This is a genomic window from Actinokineospora inagensis DSM 44258 (assembly GCF_000482865.1).
GTDB classification, from domain to species: domain Bacteria; phylum Actinomycetota; class Actinomycetes; order Mycobacteriales; family Pseudonocardiaceae; genus Actinokineospora; species Actinokineospora inagensis.
This window is the reverse complement of sequence record NZ_AXWW01000013.1, coordinates 16590-33060: the sequence shown is the minus strand read 5'-3', so window position 1 is coordinate 33060 and position 16471 is coordinate 16590. Positions and strand designations below refer to the sequence as shown.

Below are 16471 nucleotides of genomic sequence, written 5' to 3'. Positions count from 1 at the left end.
CGAGAACGAGGAAGGGGCGGGACCCGGGGTCGGGTCCCGCCCCTTCGCCGTTGGGCGGTCAGCGCGCCGCGACCGGTGTGGCGGCCGGGGTCTCGTCGACGTGGTAGTCGGCCGGGTTGGTCTCGTCCAGCCCGTTGAACGCGCGCAGGCCGCGGGCGATCGAGGAGACCGCGACGGCGATCACCAGGTTCGCCCCCAGCGCGACGATCCCGACGTAGATCTGCACGGTCGACCCGGCGAGCGGGTGCCAGCCGAACACGCTGAGGTCGCCGAGCTTCAACGCGGACGCGCCGAAGTGCGCGCGTTTCCCATCGGCGCTCTTGATGCCGTAGAGCATGGTCAACCCCCAGCCCATGCCGACGACCCAGCCCGCGACCAGGCCCCAGATGTGCAGCCACCGGGTGTAGAGCGCGATCACCACGGCAGGCAGCGTCTGCAGGATCAGCACGCCGCCGATGAGCTGCAGGTCGATGGAGAACTGCGGGTCGATGAACAGCACGAACGCGACCGCGCCGAACTTCACCACCAGGGACGCCAGCTTCGCCTGCCGCGCCTCGTCCTTCGGCGTGGCGTTCCGGCGGAAGTACTCCTTGTAGATGTTGCGGGTCCACAGGTTCGCCGCGGCGATGGACATGATCGCGGCGGGGACCAGGGCGCCGATGCCGATGGCGGCGAAGGCGATCCCGGCGAACCAGGACGGGAACTGGCCCGCGAACAGGTTGGGGATGATCGTGTTGGTGTCCGGGTTGCCGGTGGCGTTGTTGATCAGCGGCTTGGTGCCCGCCGCGATCGCCACGAAACCGAGCAGGGCCAACAGGCCGAGCAGCAGCGAGTACGCGGGCAGCGCCGACATGTTCCGCTTGATCACGGTGCGCCCGCGCGAGGCGAGCACGCCGGTGATCGAGTGCGGGTAGAGGAACAGCGCCAGCGCCGACCCGAGGGCCAGCGTCGCGTACTGCAACTGGTTGTTGCCGTTGAGCAGGACGCCGTCCGCCGGGCTCGCGGTGGCGGTGAACTTGGCGTCGGCGGCGTGGAAGACCGCGCTCCAGCCACCGAGCTTCGACGGCAGGTAGACCACCGCGACGATGATCACCAGGTACACCAGGATGTCCTTGACGAAGGCGATCAGCGCCGGCGCGCGCAGCCCGGACTGGTAGGTGTAGACCGCGAGGATCACGAAGGCGACCAGCAGCGGCAGGTGTCCGACGACGCCGGACCCGTTGAGCCCCAACGTGCGCAGCACCGCCTCCAGCCCGACCAGTTGCAGCGCGATGTACGGCATGGTCGCCACGATCCCGGTGATCGCGACCAGCAGCGCCAGCACCGACGAGCCGTAGCGGCCGCGGACGAAGTCGGCCGGGGTGACGTAGCCCTTGGCCCGCGACACCGACCAGATCCGCAGCAGCGGCATGAACGCCAGCGGGTAGAGGACCACCGTGTACGGCAGCGCGTAGAACCCGACGGCGCCGGAGCTGAACATCAGCGCGGGCACGGCGACGAAGGTGTACGCGGTGTAGAGGTCGCCACCGATCAGGAACCAGGTGATCCACGAGCCGAACTTGCGGCCGCCGAGACCCCACTCGTCGAGGTGGTCGAGCGACTCGCCGCGTTGCCACCGGGCCGCGACGAACCCGAGCACGGTGACGACGCCGAACAGCACCACGAAGACGACCAACTCGGTCCACTTCACCGCGCCACCCCCTCGTCCAGGGTGTCCACGCCCGGCTCGTCGCCGGGGGCGGGCGTGGTCGGGGCGCCGCGGGTCTTGAGGTAGACGATCGAGGTGACCAGCACGCCGGGGACGACCCCGGCGAACTGGAACCAGTAGAAGAACGGCATCCCGAACAGCCTCGGATCGGTCCGGTTGAAGATCGGGGTGACCAGCAGCACGAGCGGGATCAGCAGCAGGAGGTTCCAGTTGCTCCAGCGGATGCCGGAGCGGCCGGGTGCGTGTGTCATCGGTGCCTCGCTCTCCGTGACGGCGGCTTGCCGCGACACACTAGAGCGCGAACCCGCCTCCCGTCACCGGCTCACCGAGCGTGAACCCATTTGGCCGATTGTTGGCGAGCCGATCGCCGACCCCCGCAGGCGGTTCCCCACGACGCTCCACAGGCTGTGCACAACCTTGTCCACAGCCTGTGGACAACTATGGGACGGGTGTGACGTGTGGGATTTCGATGATCGAGACGGCGCGCGGCGACCCGGCACCGGGGTTGTCCCGAGTTAGTCCACAGTGTCCACCGGCCGGGCAGGCAGCCGGTCGGGCAGGTGGTCGCCGACGATCAGCAGGCAGGACAGGCAGCGGGCCCCGGTGTGCGACCGGGTGAGCTTGCCGAACGGCACGGTGTGCGCGCAGACCGCCTCGACGAAGCTGGCGGGCCGCTCGTCGGCCGGGAAGGCGTGCACGCGGTCGTCGTAGCCTGACCGCAGCCAGCGCCATGCGCGGTGTTCGGGCACCGACCTCACTCCTCCTCCGCCAAATCCGCCCTACCCTCTCAGACACCCGGGTGACCCCGCTGTGACGCGGCGAACACCCGCGTACGACGAAGACCCCCTACCTGCGTCGGTAGGGGGTCTTCGCGGTGGTCACCTGTCAGCCGAGGCGCTGCTTCAGCGCCTCCAGCTCGTCGCGCAGCGGGGTGGGCAGCTTGTCGCCGATCTTGTCGAACCACTCCTCGATCAGCGGCAACTCGGCCCGCCACTCGTCGGCGTCGAACGCCAGCGCCGCGTCGATGTCCGCGCGGTCACCGTCCACACCGGCCAGGTCGAGCTCGTCGGCGGTGGGCACCCAGCCGATCGGGGTCTCCCGCGCGGCGGCCTTGCCCTCGATCCGCTCGATCGCCCACTTCAGCACCCGGCTGTTCTCGCCGAACCCGGGCCACAGGAACCGCTTGTCGTCGCCGCGGCGGAACCAGTTGACGTAGAAGATCTTCGGCAGCTTGGTCGCGTCGGCGCGCTTGCCGGTCTCGATCCAGTGGTTGAAGTAGTCACCGGCGTTGTAGCCGATGAACGGCAGCATCGCCATCGGGTCGCGGCGCACCACGCCGACCGCGCCCACCGCGGCGGCGGTGGTCTCGCTGGAGAGCGTGGCGCCCATGAAGGTGCCGTGCTGCCAGTCCCGCGACTCGGTCACCAGCGGGATGGTGGTGGCCCGGCGGCCGCCGAAGAAGATCGCCGAGATCGGCACGCCCTTCGGGTCGTCCCACTCGGCGGCCTTCGTGTCGCACTGGTCGATCGGGGTGCAGTAGCGCGAGTTCGGGTGCGCCGCCTTCTCACCATCGAGTCCGGACTGTGGTGACCAGTCAGCCTTCTTCCACGAGGTCAGGTGCGCGGGCGCCTCGCCGATGCCCTCCCACCAGATGTCGCCGTCGTCGGTCAGCGCGACGTTGGTGAACAGCGAGTTGCCCTTGGCGATGGTGCGCATCGCGTTCGGGTTGGTGTGGTAGTCGGTGCCCGGGGCGACGCCGAAGAAGCCGTTCTCCGGGTTGACCGCGTAGAGGCGACCGTCCTCGCCGAACCGCATCCAGGCGATGTCGTCGCCGATGGTCTCGACCTTCCAGCCCGGGATGGTCGGCTCCAGCATGGCCAGGTTGGTCTTGCCGCAGGCGCTGGGGAACGCCGCCGCGACGAAGTAGACCTTGTCCTCGGGCGAGGTCAGCTTGAGGATCAGCATGTGCTCGGCCAGCCAGCCCTCGTCGCGGCCGATCACCGAGGCGATCCGCAGCGAGTAGCACTTCTTGCCCAGCAGCGCGTTGCCGCCGTAGCCGGAGCCGAAGCTCCAGATCAGCCGCTCCTCGGGGAAGTGCACGATGTACTTCGTGTCGTTGCACGGCCACGCGACGTCGGCCTGGCCCGGCTCCAGCGGGGCGCCGATCGAGTGCAGCGCGGGCACGAAGTCGCGCTCGGTGCCGTCGGCGTCGACGAACTTCGCCAGCGCCTTGGTGCCCATCCGGGTCATGATCTTCATCGAGACCACGACGTACTCGGAGTCGGTGATCTCCACGCCCAGCATCGGCTGCTCGGCGTCGAGCGGGCCCATGCAGAACGGGATCACGTACATGGTGCGACCGCGCATCGAGCCGCGGTAGAGCTCCGTCATGACCGACTTCATCTCGGCCGGGTCCATCCAGTTGTTGGTGGGACCCGAGTCCTGCTCGTCGACCGAGCAGATGAAGGTGCGCTCCTCGACCCGCGCGACGTCGTTGGGGTCGGACGCCGCGTAGAACGAGTTCGGCTTGGCGGCCAGGCGGGTGAACGTGCCTGCGTCGACCAGCTTGTCGGTGAGCCGGGTCCATTCCTCTTCGGACCCGTCGACCCAGACCACCCGCTCCGGAGCGGTCAGCTCGGCCACCTCGCGCACCCACGCCAGGAGTCGTTTGTGCGTCGTCGGTGCCTGGTCAACGCCAGGGATTGTCACTGCCGTCATCTCGCCTCGTCTCCTGACTGAACGCCGAAATGCCGATCAGGACACCACCAACCTGACCGGGGACGGCGGCGTCCTAACCGAATGGCGCAGCACCCGCCCTGTCGAGCGGGTGCGTGCCGTGAAGGAATGCTTACGAGGTTAGCCCGGTGACGGCGAGGTAACCGAGACCTTGCCTGTCGGTTCTCTCACAAGAACGATAAGGGAATCGATTCAGTACCCACTTGCGGATCGGATTTTCCCCCGATCGAGCGGTCTTGCGGGAAAAGATCACGACATAAGGTGAGCACTGACACGGTAACAGGGCCAAACAAGCGAGGTCCCGGTGCGCCTGTGGCGTACCGGGACCTCACGCTGCGTGTGCCGAATCACCGGGTGTCGATCATCTCGTTCGCCCGGCGCGGGTGAACGATCAGCCCTGCCAGGCCGAGTCGGACCCCGAGGTGGTGGCGGTGTGGCCCGAGTTGTCCGACTCGTACGAGCCGTCGGCGCCGATGTGGCCGGTCTCCACCGTGGTCCACTCCGCGTCGGTGCCGTGCTCGGCGACGGTGACGTCCCCGTCGGCCTGGATCACGACGGCCTCGTCGGCGTGCCCGTCGCCGTCGCTGTCGGTGAACGCGTAGGTGTTGCCCTGCTCGTCGGTCACCACGGCGGTGTCGTTCTTGCCGTCGCCGTCCGCGTCGTACTCCGCGGTGCCCGCGGACATCTCGCCGTCCTTGGTGTCGACGGTGATCTCGTCGTGGCCCGCGGCGGTGGTGTGCGTGCCGTGCGTGCTGTCGTCGCCCGTGTGGCCGGTTTGATCTGCCGTGTGGCCGCCGGTGTGATCGGTGGTGTGGCCGGTCGAGTGCCCGTGGTCGTCGGTGCCGTCGCCCGCCGGGTTGTGCACGGAGCCCGGGTCGGCCTCGGTCCACTCACCGGAGGTGGCGTCGTACTCGGCCGCGGCGGTCACGTTGCCCTGGTCGTCCAACTCGACCGCGGTGTCGGCGTGGCCGTCGCCGTCGGTGTCGGTGAAGGCGAGGTAGCCGTCCTCGGTCTGGACCACGGCCGTGTCGTTGTGACCGTCCTGGTCGTAGTCGTAGTTCTCCTGGACCTCGTACTCCTCGCCGTTGACCTCAACGGTCAGTTCGTCGTGGTGCGCCTCGTCCGCGGAGGTGTCAGTGGTGGTGTGGTCGGCACCGGTCTCGTCGACGTACACGGGTAGCCCCCTCTGGCTTAACCCTTGCGGGCGTTTTCACTGGGTTGTTGCGGATATGACTGACGGTTCGCCGCACCGGTTCCCGGCGTTACGCCGTTAGTTCTTGTCGCGAACCGTGCGGATACCGGCAAGGAGCCGCTCCGCCCGATCCTGCCCGGCGACCACGTCGGTGAGCCGCTTGCCGACGGCCGTGGCGCGCTTCTGGCGCTCGCTGACATCCAGCCGCAGCGCCTTGTCCACCTCGCGCAACTGCTCCTCGATGCCCGCGATCCGCTTGCCGAGCGCCTCGTCGAGCGCCAGCGACAACTGCGACTCGGCGTCGATCATCTGCTCGGACACCAACTGGTCCAATGTGGAACGCGCGTCCGCGATGGACTCGTTGAGCCAGGTCTTCATGTGCTGCTTGTCCGCGGTGTGCTTGCGGGTGCGGGCGATCCACCAGCCCGCGCCGAGGCCGATCACGATCGTCGGCACCAGCAGGATCGGCGCCGCGATCGCGCCTGCCAGCGGGATGACGGCCATCTTGCCCGCGCCGAACCCGCCCGAGACGCCCATGAACACCAGCAGCTTGTCCTCGGCCGTCGGGGTGCGCTTCTCGGCGGTGCGCACCACGACCTGGGAGCCGCCCGCGCGGGCGAACTGGCTGCGGATCACGGCCAGCTCGTCCGCGCTGAACAGTGCACTGAGGACGGAGTCGGCGACCTGGTTGAGCCGGGTGCCCACCGACTCGCCGACCCGGCCGCTGACCATCTGCATGGCCGCGTCGACCTGGCCGGGCAGCTCACGCAGCCGGTCCCGGTCGGCGAGGTCGATGGCCTGGCGGAACCACGACTGCAGGTCGCGCATCTGGCGGCTGACCTCGTGCGCGTTCTCCAGCCGGGCCCGCTGCACCTCGCTGCGCAGCTTCACCTGCCAGCCCCGGGTCGACGACCGGCGCTCCGCGGTCAGCTCGTCCTTGCGCGCGCGCAGCGCCTCCGCCTCCGCCTCGCCGGTGGTCAACGCGCGCCGCTCGTTCTCCAGCGTCACCTTCAACTCACCCAGCGCGGACGACAGCGCGCGCAGCGTGTTGGCCTCACCGAGCATCGCCGAGCGGCCCACCAGCAGCGCCCGCAGCGACCCGACCAGCTCGGCGATGCCCGACCGCTCCTTGAGCATGGCAGCGGCCTCGGGGTTGGGTGCCTTGCCCGCCAGCTCGAACATCCGCGAGGACACGGGGTGGAAGGTGGCGTCCTTGAACCGGGGCGCGTGCTCGGCCAGCAGCGCCCGGTTCGCGTCCAGCACCTGCCGCCAGCCCCGGTAGGCGTCCACCTTGGACAGTGCGAAGACGACGGTCTCCACCCGCTCGCCGATGTTCGCCAGGAACGCCAGCTCGCCGCCGGTGAACGGGGCGGAGGCGTCGACGACGAACAGCAGCGCCGTCGCCGACGCTGCCGCCTCGATCGCCAGCTCGCCGTGCACCGAGTCGAGCCCGCCGACCCCCGGCGTGTCGACCACGATCAGCTCCTCGAGCAGCGCGGACGGCCCGTCGACCTCCACGTAGCGCGGCGGCAGCTCCCCGTCCGGCAGCTCGTGCGCCGCCGACACCCAGTTGACCAGCTTGTCGATCTCCACCGGCACCGGCGCCAGTTGCCCCGGGTAGCACGCCCGCGCCGACCACTGCTCGGCGTGCCCGAACAACAGGTAGGTCGCGGTGGCGACATCGGCGTCGACCGGGGACAGGCCCGGTCGGTCGATCATGGCGTTGACCAGGGAACTCTTCCCCCGGTTCGTCTCGCCGACGACCACAACGGACGGTTTCTTGCGCCGCTTCGCGCGGATCTGCTCGACCCACTGCGCCGACTCCGGGGCCGCGTCCCGCAGCAGTGCCAACAACTGCTCGCGGGTCTGCGCCACCTGCTTGGGCAGCGACAACTTCGGCTGCGTCATGCGGTGGTCGCCCTGCTGGTGTAGACGGTGACGATCGGGGCGCGCAACACCTGCCCCCGGTCGTCGAACCCGACCACCTCGGTCTCGGCGACCGTCCCCGCCAACGACTCGTCGTCGGTGCCGACCGTCCCCCCTGCCTCGTGCACCGCCGGGTCGAACCGGTCACCGTCCGGCCGCGACGAGGTCACCCCGACCGCGGCCAACCCCTCCTCGATCCGCTCCGCGACCCCGGAACTGCGGGCCCGGTCGTGCGCGTACAGGCACAACGCGACCAGTGCCTGCCGCTCCCGCACCGCCTGCTCGTACACCTCAGGCGCCACCCGCTCGTCGATCGCCGATTCCCCGTCCTCGCGCCTGCTCTTGAACCAGGAAGCCATCCGCCTCACCCAGCCTGTCGCCCACGTGCCGCCGCATCGTATAGCCGACGCACGGCACCGACGGGTGGTTCCTCAGCCGCGCCACCGCCAGCCGCGTTGGGACGGACGACCGGGGACCTCGACCCGGTTCGTCGCCCACAGCAGCGCCGTCCACGGATCGAGCCCGGCGACGTCCAAGCGCGGGAACATCGCCGCCACTACCCGTGCGCACACATCCCGCGGCGGTTCCAGCGCGCTGCCCAGCCCGCGCGCGATGTCGACGCCGTGCACCAACACCTCCACGCACCCCATGCCCGCGAACGCCGCGGGGTCGGCCATGCCGCTCGGGTGGTACGCGAGCAGGTCCGGGTCGGCGACCCGCAGCGACGCCGACAGCATCCCCGCGCCTGCCGCCGCGAACTCCACCACGTCGGCCGCGGTGGCGTCGGCGTCGACCTGGGCGAGGAACCGCACGTATCCGGTCGTCGGCCGGACAGCGAGCTGCGCCGCGTAGGACATCAGGCCGTCCCCGATGTGCTCAGCGGTCACCCGTGCGTTCCAGTCACCGGTACCGGGTGCTTGCGTCCAGTCGCGGTCGGTGGCAGTCGCCAGAGCCGTCAGCACGCTCGCGGTGGCCGCGTCGAAGTCGTCCGGGGTGACCGTCATCCGGCGGCCTGGGCTTTGAGTTGCTGCCAGATCAGGAAGTACGCCCGGTGAATGACGTGGGCGACCCGGCTTTGGGCCGGGGTGGCACCGAAGGAGGCGAAGGAACGCCACCAGCCCGCGCGTTCGAGGGCGTACGCGGAGAGTTCCTTGTGCGGGCGGCCCTTCATGCCCAACTGTTCGCCGATCTCGGCGGTGCTGCCGACCCGGAGGACTTCCTCGGCGAGGTCGTCGGGCATGTTCACGGCGCCGGAGGTGACCAGGGTGAGGGCTTCCAGCAGGCGCAGTTGGTGGGCCTCGGGCTTGGCGAGCAGGACCTCGATGGCGTCGTGCACGCGCTGGCGTTCGCCCGGGTCGCCGGAGGCGTGCGCGAGGGCGGTGACCGAGGCCAGCGCTGCGGCGGCCTTGATGCCGTCGGCGCGGGCGCGGAACACGGCGTCCAGCCGGGTGCGGACCCCGGCTAGGCCGGAGGCGTCGAGCAGCCTGCGGCGCAGCGCGCCTGCGGTCAGGTCGGGCTCGGCGCGCAGGGCGTCGACGGCGCGGCGGATGCCGTAGAGGTCGAGGGTCTCCAGCAGGCGCAGCCGGGTGCCGGTGGGGACGTCGCACTCCCAGGAGGTGAAGATGTCCGCGGAGATCAGCATGGTCTCCCAGGTGGCGTCGTCCAACCCGGACAGCAGGCGCAGCGCGTCGGCGTCGGCCGAGGTGAAGCCGCCGGACTCGGCGGACTCGGCGATCAGGCCGATGACCGGGATGACGTCGGCGACCCGCGGCTTCAACGTCGAGGCCTGCTTCTCGGCGAGCATGGTCGCCGCCTTCCACACGTCCCCGTCGCTGCCCTCGACCGACTCGGGGGTGATCGTGTCGGCCTTGTTGAGCACGGCGATGGCGTTGACCGGTCCGGCTTCGCGGCTGGCGGTCGCGGCGGTGAACGCGGCCAGTGCCTGCTGGTCGTCGGCCCGCACCCCCTGGGTCACCACGTAGAGCACGGCCTCGGCGCCCGCGACGGCGTTGCGGGAGGTCTCGTCCAGCTCGTCGGAGTCCGCCGCGTCGTCCTGTTGGGCGGCTGCCCCGAGCAACTGCTCCGTGCGCTTCACCGACGCCAGGTCGAGCGAGCCGAGCCCGGGGGTGTCGATGACGGTGAAGTTCTGCAGCACCGCGTTGGTCAGGTAGGCCTCCAGGTGCGAGACCTTGTCGAAGTCGACCTCCAGGTCCTTGGGGATCATGCCGCCCACGTCGAACGGCAGGACCTGCTTGGTGCCGTCGAAGAACACCAGCTCCACCCGGTCGACCGTGCCGTACTGGAAGCGGGTGACCAGCCGGGTGCACTCGCCGACGTCGGTCGGCGCGACCCGCCTGCCGATCAGCGCGTTGACCAGGGTCGACTTGCCCGACTTGATCCGGCCCGCGACCGCGACCTGCAGCGGCGCGCCGAGCCTGCGCAGCACCTCGCGGAAGCCCGCCGCGGTGCGCGCGGACACCTGCGGCTGCAGCCGCTGGCACAGGTTCGCCACCGCAGCGGACAGCGGTCCGGCCAGGTGCTGCTCGGTCGACAACGCGGTATCCCCTCCCTGCTCGCCCCGGAATCGTGCCATGGCGGCCGCGGCGGTGGACATGATCTCCCCGCTCAGCCTGCGGTTGGAGCGGCAATGCGACGCCGGGGGGACGCGGGTGGCAACCGTCGGTGCCTACGCTCGCACCGTGCGGAGGTTCAGTCTGTGGATGAAGGCGCACCCGATAGCCGGGGACAGCGTCATCGCCGCCATGCTCGCCTGCATGGAGCTGGTCTCCGTCTTCGCGGTCCCGGGCGGGGTCAACCAGGTGGTGTACTGGCTGGTCGGGATCGGTCTGCTGGCGCCGCTGGTGATCCGCAGACGGGACCCGCTGCTGGCGGGGTACCTGATCCTCGCGTCCGGGTTCGCGCAGTTGATCACGCACGGGCCGAACCCGGGCGGGATCGACGCCAGGATCCGGGTGGCCGACATCGCGCTGGGCATGGCGCTGTACACGATCGTCGCCTACATCGGGCGCAGGCAGGGCGCGCTGTACGTGCTGTGGCTGGCGATCGGCACGGTGCTGTGGGCGGTGTGGCGGATGGGCCTGCCGCAGGGGATCCTGCCCACCCTGGTGATCGTGGTGATCTTCGCGTTCTGCTGGGTGCTCGGCGAGTTCTCCGGGGCCCGCGCCGCCTACCACCGGGAGGTCGAGCAGCGGCTGGCGCTGCTGGAGACCGAGCGGGACCAGCAGGCCAGGATCGCCGTCGGCCAGGAGCGGGCCAGGATCGCCCGGGAGCTGCACGACGTGGTCGCGCACGCGGTGAGCGTGATCGTGGTGCAGGCCGACGGGGCCGCGTACGCGGTGCGCAAGCAGCCGGACCTCGCCGAGAAGGCGATCCGCACCATCTCGGCGACCGGCCGGGAGGCGCTGACCGAGCTGCGCCGCCTGCTCGGCGTGCTGCGCAGCGACGACACCGAGTCCGACCGGGCCCCGCAGCCGGGCGCCCAGTCCATCTCGGACCTGGCCGAGCGGGTCCGCGCGATCGGCGTCCCGGTCCGGCTGGACCTGACCGGTGAGCTCGACGACCTGCCCGCCGGGGTCGGCCTGGGCATCTACCGGATCGTGCAGGAGGCGCTGACCAACACGATCAAGCACGCCGGGCCGGGGGCGACGGCGGCGGTGCAGGTGCGCCGGGTCGGCGACCGGGTGGAACTGGACATCTCCGACTGCGGCTCCGGTGCCCCCCGGCACGGGCTGGCGGTCGGCGGCAACGGGCTGATCGGCATGCGCGAGCGGGCCAACGTCTTCGGCGGCACGCTGCAGGCAGGCCCCCAGCCGGACGGCGGCTGGCGGGTGCGGGCCGTGCTCCCGGTCAGCGCGTCGTGACGGGGGGCGGGCTAAGTTGGGGCACGTGATCAGGGTGGTGCTGGTCGACGACCAGGAGCTGATGCGGGTCGGGTTCCGGATGGTGCTCGGCGCGCAGGAGGACATGGAGGTCGTCGGCGAGGCCGGGGACGGCCGGGCGGCGATCGAGCTGGCTGAGCGGCTGCGCCCGGACGTGGTGCTGATGGACGTCCGGATGCCGGTGCTCGACGGGGTCGAGGCGACCAAGGCGATCACCGAGGCCGGCACCTCGAAGGTGCTGGTGATGACCACGTTCGACCTGGACGAGTACGCGCTGTCGGCGCTGCGCAACGGGGCGAGCGGGTTCCTGCTCAAGGACACCCCGCCGGACCACCTGGTGTCCGCGCTGCGGTCGGTGGCCAGCGGTGAGGCGGTCGTGTCGCCCAGCGTGACCCGCAGGCTGCTGGACCGGTTCCTCGGTCCGGGCGGCGGGGAACTGCGGGACGCCTCGGTGCTCGACGTGCTGACCGAGCGGGAGCGCGAGGTGCTGGTGCTGATGGCCCAGGGCCTGTCGAACACCGAGATCGCCCGCAAGCTGTTCCTGTCCGAGGCGACGGTGAAGACGCACGTCGGCCGGGTGCTGGCCAAGCTGGAGCTGCGGGACCGGGTGCAGGCGGTGGTGCTGGCCTACGAGACCGGCCTGGTCCGCCCCGGCGACGTCTAGCGGTACCCGGGTTCAGCGGTAGGCACTGGCATCCACTGTGGACGGATCAGTGCCGGTGGTGACCACGTCGGCCAGCCAGCGGCCCCAGTCCGGCTTGCTGCCGTCGACGTCGGTGAACCCGTACTCGCGCATCAGGGTCCAGCTCGCCAGGGTCCTGCCCGCGAACCGGGACACCGCCGGGTCGGCGGCCAGCGCGGCGATCGCGCGGCCGAGGTAGCGCGGCGACTCGGCCATGATGTAGTTCGGGTCCTTCGCCACCCCGTCGCGCCAGTTGTCCTCGGTGACCTCGAAGTGCTCCAGCATCATCTCCGAGCGCAGGAACCCGGGCGTGACGGCCAGTCCGGTGACCCCGTGCGCGGCCAGTTCCGCGCCCAGGGCCCGGCCGAGCGCGCGGACCCCGGACTTGACCAGGAAGTACGGCAGGCCGACCGGTCCCGGGTAGTCCTCGCTGTCGCCGTCGGTCACCTCGACCACCAGGCCGCCCCGGTTGGCCACCACCAGCGGCAGCAGCCGGTGCAGGGTGACCAGGTGCGTCTCGATCCCGTTGCGCAGCACGCCGATCCCCTGGTCCAGATCGGACTCCCACCACGGCGTGCCGAACTCGACGAACTGGTCGCCGCCCCACACGTCGTCGACGAGCACGTCGATCCGGCCGTGGTCGGCGGCGATCCGGTCCCGCAGGGCGTCCACATCGGATACGACGGAGAAGTCGCAGCGGACCGGGACGCCGACCCCGCCCGCGGCGTCCACCAGTTCGGCCGTCTCGTCGATCGTCTCGGTCCGCCGCATCGGCGACGCCGACTCCCGCGTGCTGCGGCCGGTGACGTACACCGTCGCCCCTGCCGCGCCCAACTCCACCGCGATGCCCCGACCGCAGCCCCGGGTCGCGCCGGTGACCACCGCGACCTTCCCTGCCAGTCCACCTGCCAGAGCCATCTGTTCCTCCTATCCTCGGCGCCAGCCGTCCAGCACCGCGTCGACGTCTTCGGCCAAGCGGTCCACGAGCCGACCGCGCGGCCGGACGGACCAGTCCAGGGACCCGCCGCTTACCAGCGACAACAGCACCCGTGCCGCCACGTCCGGGCTCGGTGCCCCCGGCAGCAGCGGCCGCGCGCGGTCGAAGGCGCGGGCCAGTTCGGCGCGCATCACCTCGAAGTGCGTGCCGAGCCGGTCGCGTAGTCGCGGGTCGATCAGGTCGTGTCCGAGTTGCCCGAGGTGGTTGGCCGCAGTGTCCGCGTCGCCCAGGGACAGGTACGTCCCCACGGCGGCGGCGCGCAGTCCGGCGACCGGGTCGTGCTCCGCCTCGGCCATCGAGCGCATCGTGGTGACGACCTCGGCGGTGGCGTGGTCGAAGATCGCCACCAGCAGGCCGTCCTTCGAGCCGAACCGGCTCGCGACCGTCCCCACCGAGACCCCGGCCGCCGCGGCGACCTGGGCCAGGGTGAACCCGGGTCCGATTCGGCCGATCACCGCGTGCGCCGCGTCGAGCAGGCGCTGGTCGGTGATCGTGCGGGGCCGGGCCACCCCATTATTGAATCACGGTTCATTAACCCTGTCACCCATCCGGACCGGGGAAGCGGATCAGGGTGCACTCAGGGTCGTCACCCATATCCCCGACCGGCCCAACGCGGGAGGCTACGACTCAGAGTTGACCCGGCAGGCGACCACAGAACGACGCGGACGCGAGTCCGCACCGGGCACCATGGTCAGGGTCAACGGGGGAGCCCGGATCGGCACTGGGGTCGGTTCGCGCACAGGGATTGGCCAGAAGGAGCAGAAGATGATCGAGGCAGTCGGCCTCACCAAGAGGTACGGCAACACACTGGCGGTCGACAACCTGTCGTTCTCGGTGCCGACCGGTCGGGTGACCGGCTTCCTCGGCCCGAACGGCGCCGGGAAGTCCACCACGATGCGGATGATCCTGGGGCTGGACACCCCGACCGGGGGGTCGGCGCTGATCGACGGCAAGCGCTACCGCGACCTGCACCAGCCGCTGCGCACCGTCGGCGCGCTGCTGGACGCCAAGTGGGTGCACCCGAACCGCTCGGCCCGCGCCCACCTGGCGTGGATGGCGCGGTCGAACAACCTGTCCGCGGGCCGGGTGGACGAGGTGCTGGACCTGGTCGGCCTCACCGGCGTCGCCAACAAGCGCGCGGGCGGCTTCTCGCTGGGCATGTCCCAGCGGCTCGGCATCGCCGCCGCCCTGCTGGGCGACCCGCAGGTGCTGCTGTTCGACGAGCCGGTCAACGGTCTGGACCCGGAGGGCATCCTCTGGATCCGCAAGTTCATGCACCGGTTGGCCGATGAGGGCCGCACGGTGTTCGTCTCCAGCCACCTGCTGTCCGAGATGGCCCTCACCGCGCAGGAACTGGTCGTCATCGGCCGCGGCAAGCTGATCTCGCAGAGCAGCACCGAGGACTTCGTCGCGATGGCCACCGAGAACACCGTCAAGGTGCGCGGGCCGCAGTTGACGGCGCTGCGCTCGGAGCTGGGTCGCGCCGGTGTCACCATCCGGGACGAGGGCGACAGCCTCATCGTCTCCGGCATGGACTGCGCCGACATCGGCGAGCTCGCCGCCCGCACGCAGACCGTGCTGCACGAGCTCAGCCCGCAGCGCGGCTCGCTGGAAGAGGCGTTCATCCAGCTCACCGGCGACTCGGTCGAGTACCACACGGACCTCGTCGACGGCGCCACCCCGGCCACGCTCGTCCCGGCGGGGAAGTGACGACATGACCCTCCTCGCCGTCGAGCGGATGAAGCTGCTCACCACGCGGTCACCGTGGTGGTGCGCACTGCTCGCGCTCGTCCTCACCATCGGGTTCAGCGCGCTGATGGCGGGCACGTCGGACGCCGCCGACCCGATGAACATCAGCGCCACCCAGTTCGGCTACGGCTTCGGCCTGGTCGTGATCATGGTGATGGCCGCGCTCGCTGTCACCACCGAGTACCGGTTCTCCACCATCCGGGCCACCTTCCTCGCCGTGCCGCGCAGGCCGTCGCCGCTGGTCGCCAAGGCCACCGTGGTCGCCCTGCTCGCCGGGGTCGTCGGCGAGGCCGCCGCGTTCGGGTCGTGGGGCATCGCGAAGCTGATCAAGCCCACCTCGGACCTGGCGATCAACTCCAGCTACGACTGGCGGGCCATCGCCGGGGTCGGCCTGGTCTACGCCGTCGCCGCCGTCATCGCGGTCGCCGTCGGCCTGATGCTGCGGCACTCCGCGGGCGCCATCGCGGTCCTGATGATCTGGACCCAGTTGGCCGAGCCGCTGGTGCAGCTCATCCCGAAGGTCGGCGACAAGATCCACAAGTGGCTGCCGTTCAACGTGGCCAACAAGTTCATCACCGGGAACCCCGACCCCAGCGCGCGCGACGTGCTGCACGGCCCGCCGCCGTCGGACGCGGTGCTCGCCCCGTGGCCCGCGATCGCCGCGTTCGCCGCCTTCGCCGTCGTGCTGTTCGCGGTCGCGGTCACCGTCGCCAACCGGAGGGACGCCTGATGACCACCCTGCTCGCCACCGAGCGGATCAAGCTGTTCACCACCCGCTCGCCGTGGTGGTCCACGCTGCTCGCGCTCGGCATGACCATCGGCTTCGCCGCGCTGGTCGCGCTCAACCACAGCGGCGGCCCGCTCACCGTGCGGCACAGCCAGTTCGGCGCCCAGTTCGGCCTGATGATCGTGACCGTGATGGCCGCGCTGGCGATCACCACCGAGTACCGGTTCGCCACCATCCGGGCCACCTTCCAGGCGGTCCCGCACCGCACGGCGGTGCTGCTGGCCAAGACCGCCGTGGTCGCCGTGCTGGCCGCGGTGATCGGCGAGGTCGCCGCGTTCGGCTCCTGGATCACCGCCAGGGTCATCGACGGCGGCCCGGAGATGAACCTGGTCACCGGCGGTGACTGGCGCGCGGTCGCCGGGCTCGGCCTGGTCTACGCCGTCGGCGCGGTCATCGCGGTCGCCGTCGGCACCCTGATCCGCCAGTCCGCCGGGGCCATCTCGGTCCTGCTGATCTGGCCGCTGCTGGTGGAGAACCTGGTCCAGTTGATCCCGCGGGTCGGCGAGGACATCCACAACTGGATGCCGTTCACCGCGGTCAGCCGCTTCACCGACAGCACGGTGCCCGGCCCGATCGGCCCGTGGGCATCGCTGGCCTACTTCGCCGGTGTCGCCGCCGTCCTGCTGGTCGCCGCGCTGGCGGTGGCCGAGAAGCGGGACGCCTGATCCACCGCGGTCCCGCCGGTCGAACGGGGAACGGCGGGACCCACCTCGGGGATGCGGGAACCCGGGTCATCACGGGGAGATGACCCGGGTTTCCGCCGTTTCCCACGCGGTTCGCCTGCGCCGCCGCCGG

At 70.7% G+C, this 16471-nt stretch carries 16 protein-coding genes; 5 read left to right on the top strand and 11 right to left on the bottom strand.

The window, feature by feature from the left end; all coding sequences use genetic code 11:
- Positions 1–58: 58 nt before the first annotated feature.
- The 9 genes from mctP to H504_RS0104070 all read right to left on the bottom strand — a co-directional run bounded on the left by mctP (position 59) and on the right by H504_RS0104070 (position 10155).
- On the bottom strand, positions 59–1690 hold the full coding sequence (gene mctP, locus H504_RS0104110) for a monocarboxylate uptake permease MctP (RefSeq protein WP_026421742.1): 1632 nt from the start codon (positions 1688–1690) through the stop codon (positions 59–61).
- Complete coding sequence (locus tag H504_RS0104105; RefSeq protein WP_026421741.1) at positions 1687–1959, bottom strand: DUF3311 domain-containing protein; 273 nt, start codon at positions 1957–1959, stop codon at positions 1687–1689. The genes mctP and H504_RS0104105 overlap by 4 nt, the downstream gene beginning before the upstream one ends.
- A gap of 264 nt (positions 1960–2223) precedes the next feature.
- Complete coding sequence (locus H504_RS0104100) at positions 2224–2457, bottom strand: hypothetical protein (protein WP_157440194.1); 234 nt, start codon at positions 2455–2457, stop codon at positions 2224–2226.
- A gap of 136 nt (positions 2458–2593) precedes the next feature.
- On the bottom strand, positions 2594–4426 hold the full coding sequence (locus tag H504_RS0104095) for a phosphoenolpyruvate carboxykinase (GTP) (protein ID WP_026421739.1): 1833 nt from the start codon (positions 4424–4426) through the stop codon (positions 2594–2596).
- Between the two features lie 409 nt (positions 4427–4835).
- The gene (locus H504_RS33195; protein ID WP_051385466.1) at positions 4836–5618 is read right to left on the bottom strand and encodes a hypothetical protein; all 783 of its coding nucleotides are present in this window, start codon (positions 5616–5618) and stop codon (positions 4836–4838) included.
- Positions 5619–5714: 96 nt separating this feature from the next.
- Positions 5715–7544 (bottom strand): dynamin family protein, encoded by a 1830-nt coding sequence (locus tag H504_RS0104085; protein ID WP_026421738.1) that lies wholly within the window; start codon positions 7542–7544, stop codon positions 5715–5717.
- On the bottom strand, positions 7541–7921 hold the full coding sequence (gene grpE, locus H504_RS0104080; RefSeq protein WP_026421737.1) for a nucleotide exchange factor GrpE: 381 nt from the start codon (positions 7919–7921) through the stop codon (positions 7541–7543). The genes H504_RS0104085 and grpE overlap by 4 nt, the downstream gene beginning before the upstream one ends.
- A 72-nt stretch (positions 7922–7993) precedes the next feature.
- Positions 7994–8566, bottom strand: a complete 573-nt coding sequence (locus H504_RS0104075; protein ID WP_026421736.1) for a maleylpyruvate isomerase family mycothiol-dependent enzyme — start codon at positions 8564–8566, stop codon at positions 7994–7996.
- On the bottom strand, positions 8563–10155 hold the full coding sequence (locus H504_RS0104070; RefSeq protein ID WP_035303289.1) for a dynamin family protein: 1593 nt from the start codon (positions 10153–10155) through the stop codon (positions 8563–8565). The genes H504_RS0104075 and H504_RS0104070 overlap by 4 nt, the downstream gene beginning before the upstream one ends.
- 127 nt (positions 10156–10282) lie before the next feature.
- Here H504_RS0104070 and H504_RS0104065 point away from each other — a divergent pair, with 127 nt between their 5' ends.
- A complete protein-coding gene (locus H504_RS0104065) occupies positions 10283–11443 on the top strand; it encodes a sensor histidine kinase (protein WP_157440201.1) in 1161 nt (386 codons plus the stop codon).
- A gap of 25 nt (positions 11444–11468) precedes the next feature.
- Complete coding sequence (locus H504_RS0104060) at positions 11469–12125, top strand: response regulator (RefSeq protein WP_026421733.1); 657 nt, start codon at positions 11469–11471, stop codon at positions 12123–12125.
- A gap of 12 nt (positions 12126–12137) precedes the next feature.
- Here H504_RS0104060 and H504_RS0104055 read toward each other — a convergent pair whose 3' ends face one another.
- Both H504_RS0104055 and H504_RS0104050 read right to left on the bottom strand, forming a co-directional pair.
- Entirely contained in the window at positions 12138–13043 is a 906-nt protein-coding gene (locus H504_RS0104055; protein ID WP_026421732.1) for an SDR family oxidoreductase, read from the bottom strand.
- Between the two features lie 27 nt (positions 13044–13070).
- Positions 13071–13649, bottom strand: coding sequence for a TetR/AcrR family transcriptional regulator (locus H504_RS0104050; protein ID WP_026421731.1), 579 nt, complete (start codon positions 13647–13649; stop codon positions 13071–13073).
- A 256-nt stretch (positions 13650–13905) separates the two neighbouring features.
- Here H504_RS0104050 and H504_RS0104045 point away from each other — a divergent pair, with 256 nt between their 5' ends.
- Genes H504_RS0104045 through H504_RS0104035 form a run of 3 tightly spaced genes read left to right on the top strand, consistent with a single transcriptional unit; the run spans position 13906 to position 16341 of the window.
- Positions 13906–14850 carry an ABC transporter ATP-binding protein gene (locus H504_RS0104045; RefSeq protein ID WP_026421730.1) on the top strand — a complete coding sequence of 315 codons (945 nt, stop codon included), beginning with the start codon at positions 13906–13908 and terminating at the stop codon, positions 14848–14850.
- Between the two features lie 4 nt (positions 14851–14854).
- Complete coding sequence (locus H504_RS0104040; RefSeq protein ID WP_026421729.1) at positions 14855–15619, top strand: ABC transporter permease; 765 nt, start codon at positions 14855–14857, stop codon at positions 15617–15619.
- The gene (locus H504_RS0104035; RefSeq protein WP_026421728.1) at positions 15619–16341 is read left to right on the top strand and encodes an ABC transporter permease; all 723 of its coding nucleotides are present in this window, start codon (positions 15619–15621) and stop codon (positions 16339–16341) included. The genes H504_RS0104040 and H504_RS0104035 overlap by 1 nt, the downstream gene beginning before the upstream one ends.
- Positions 16342–16471: the final 130 nt, after the last annotated feature.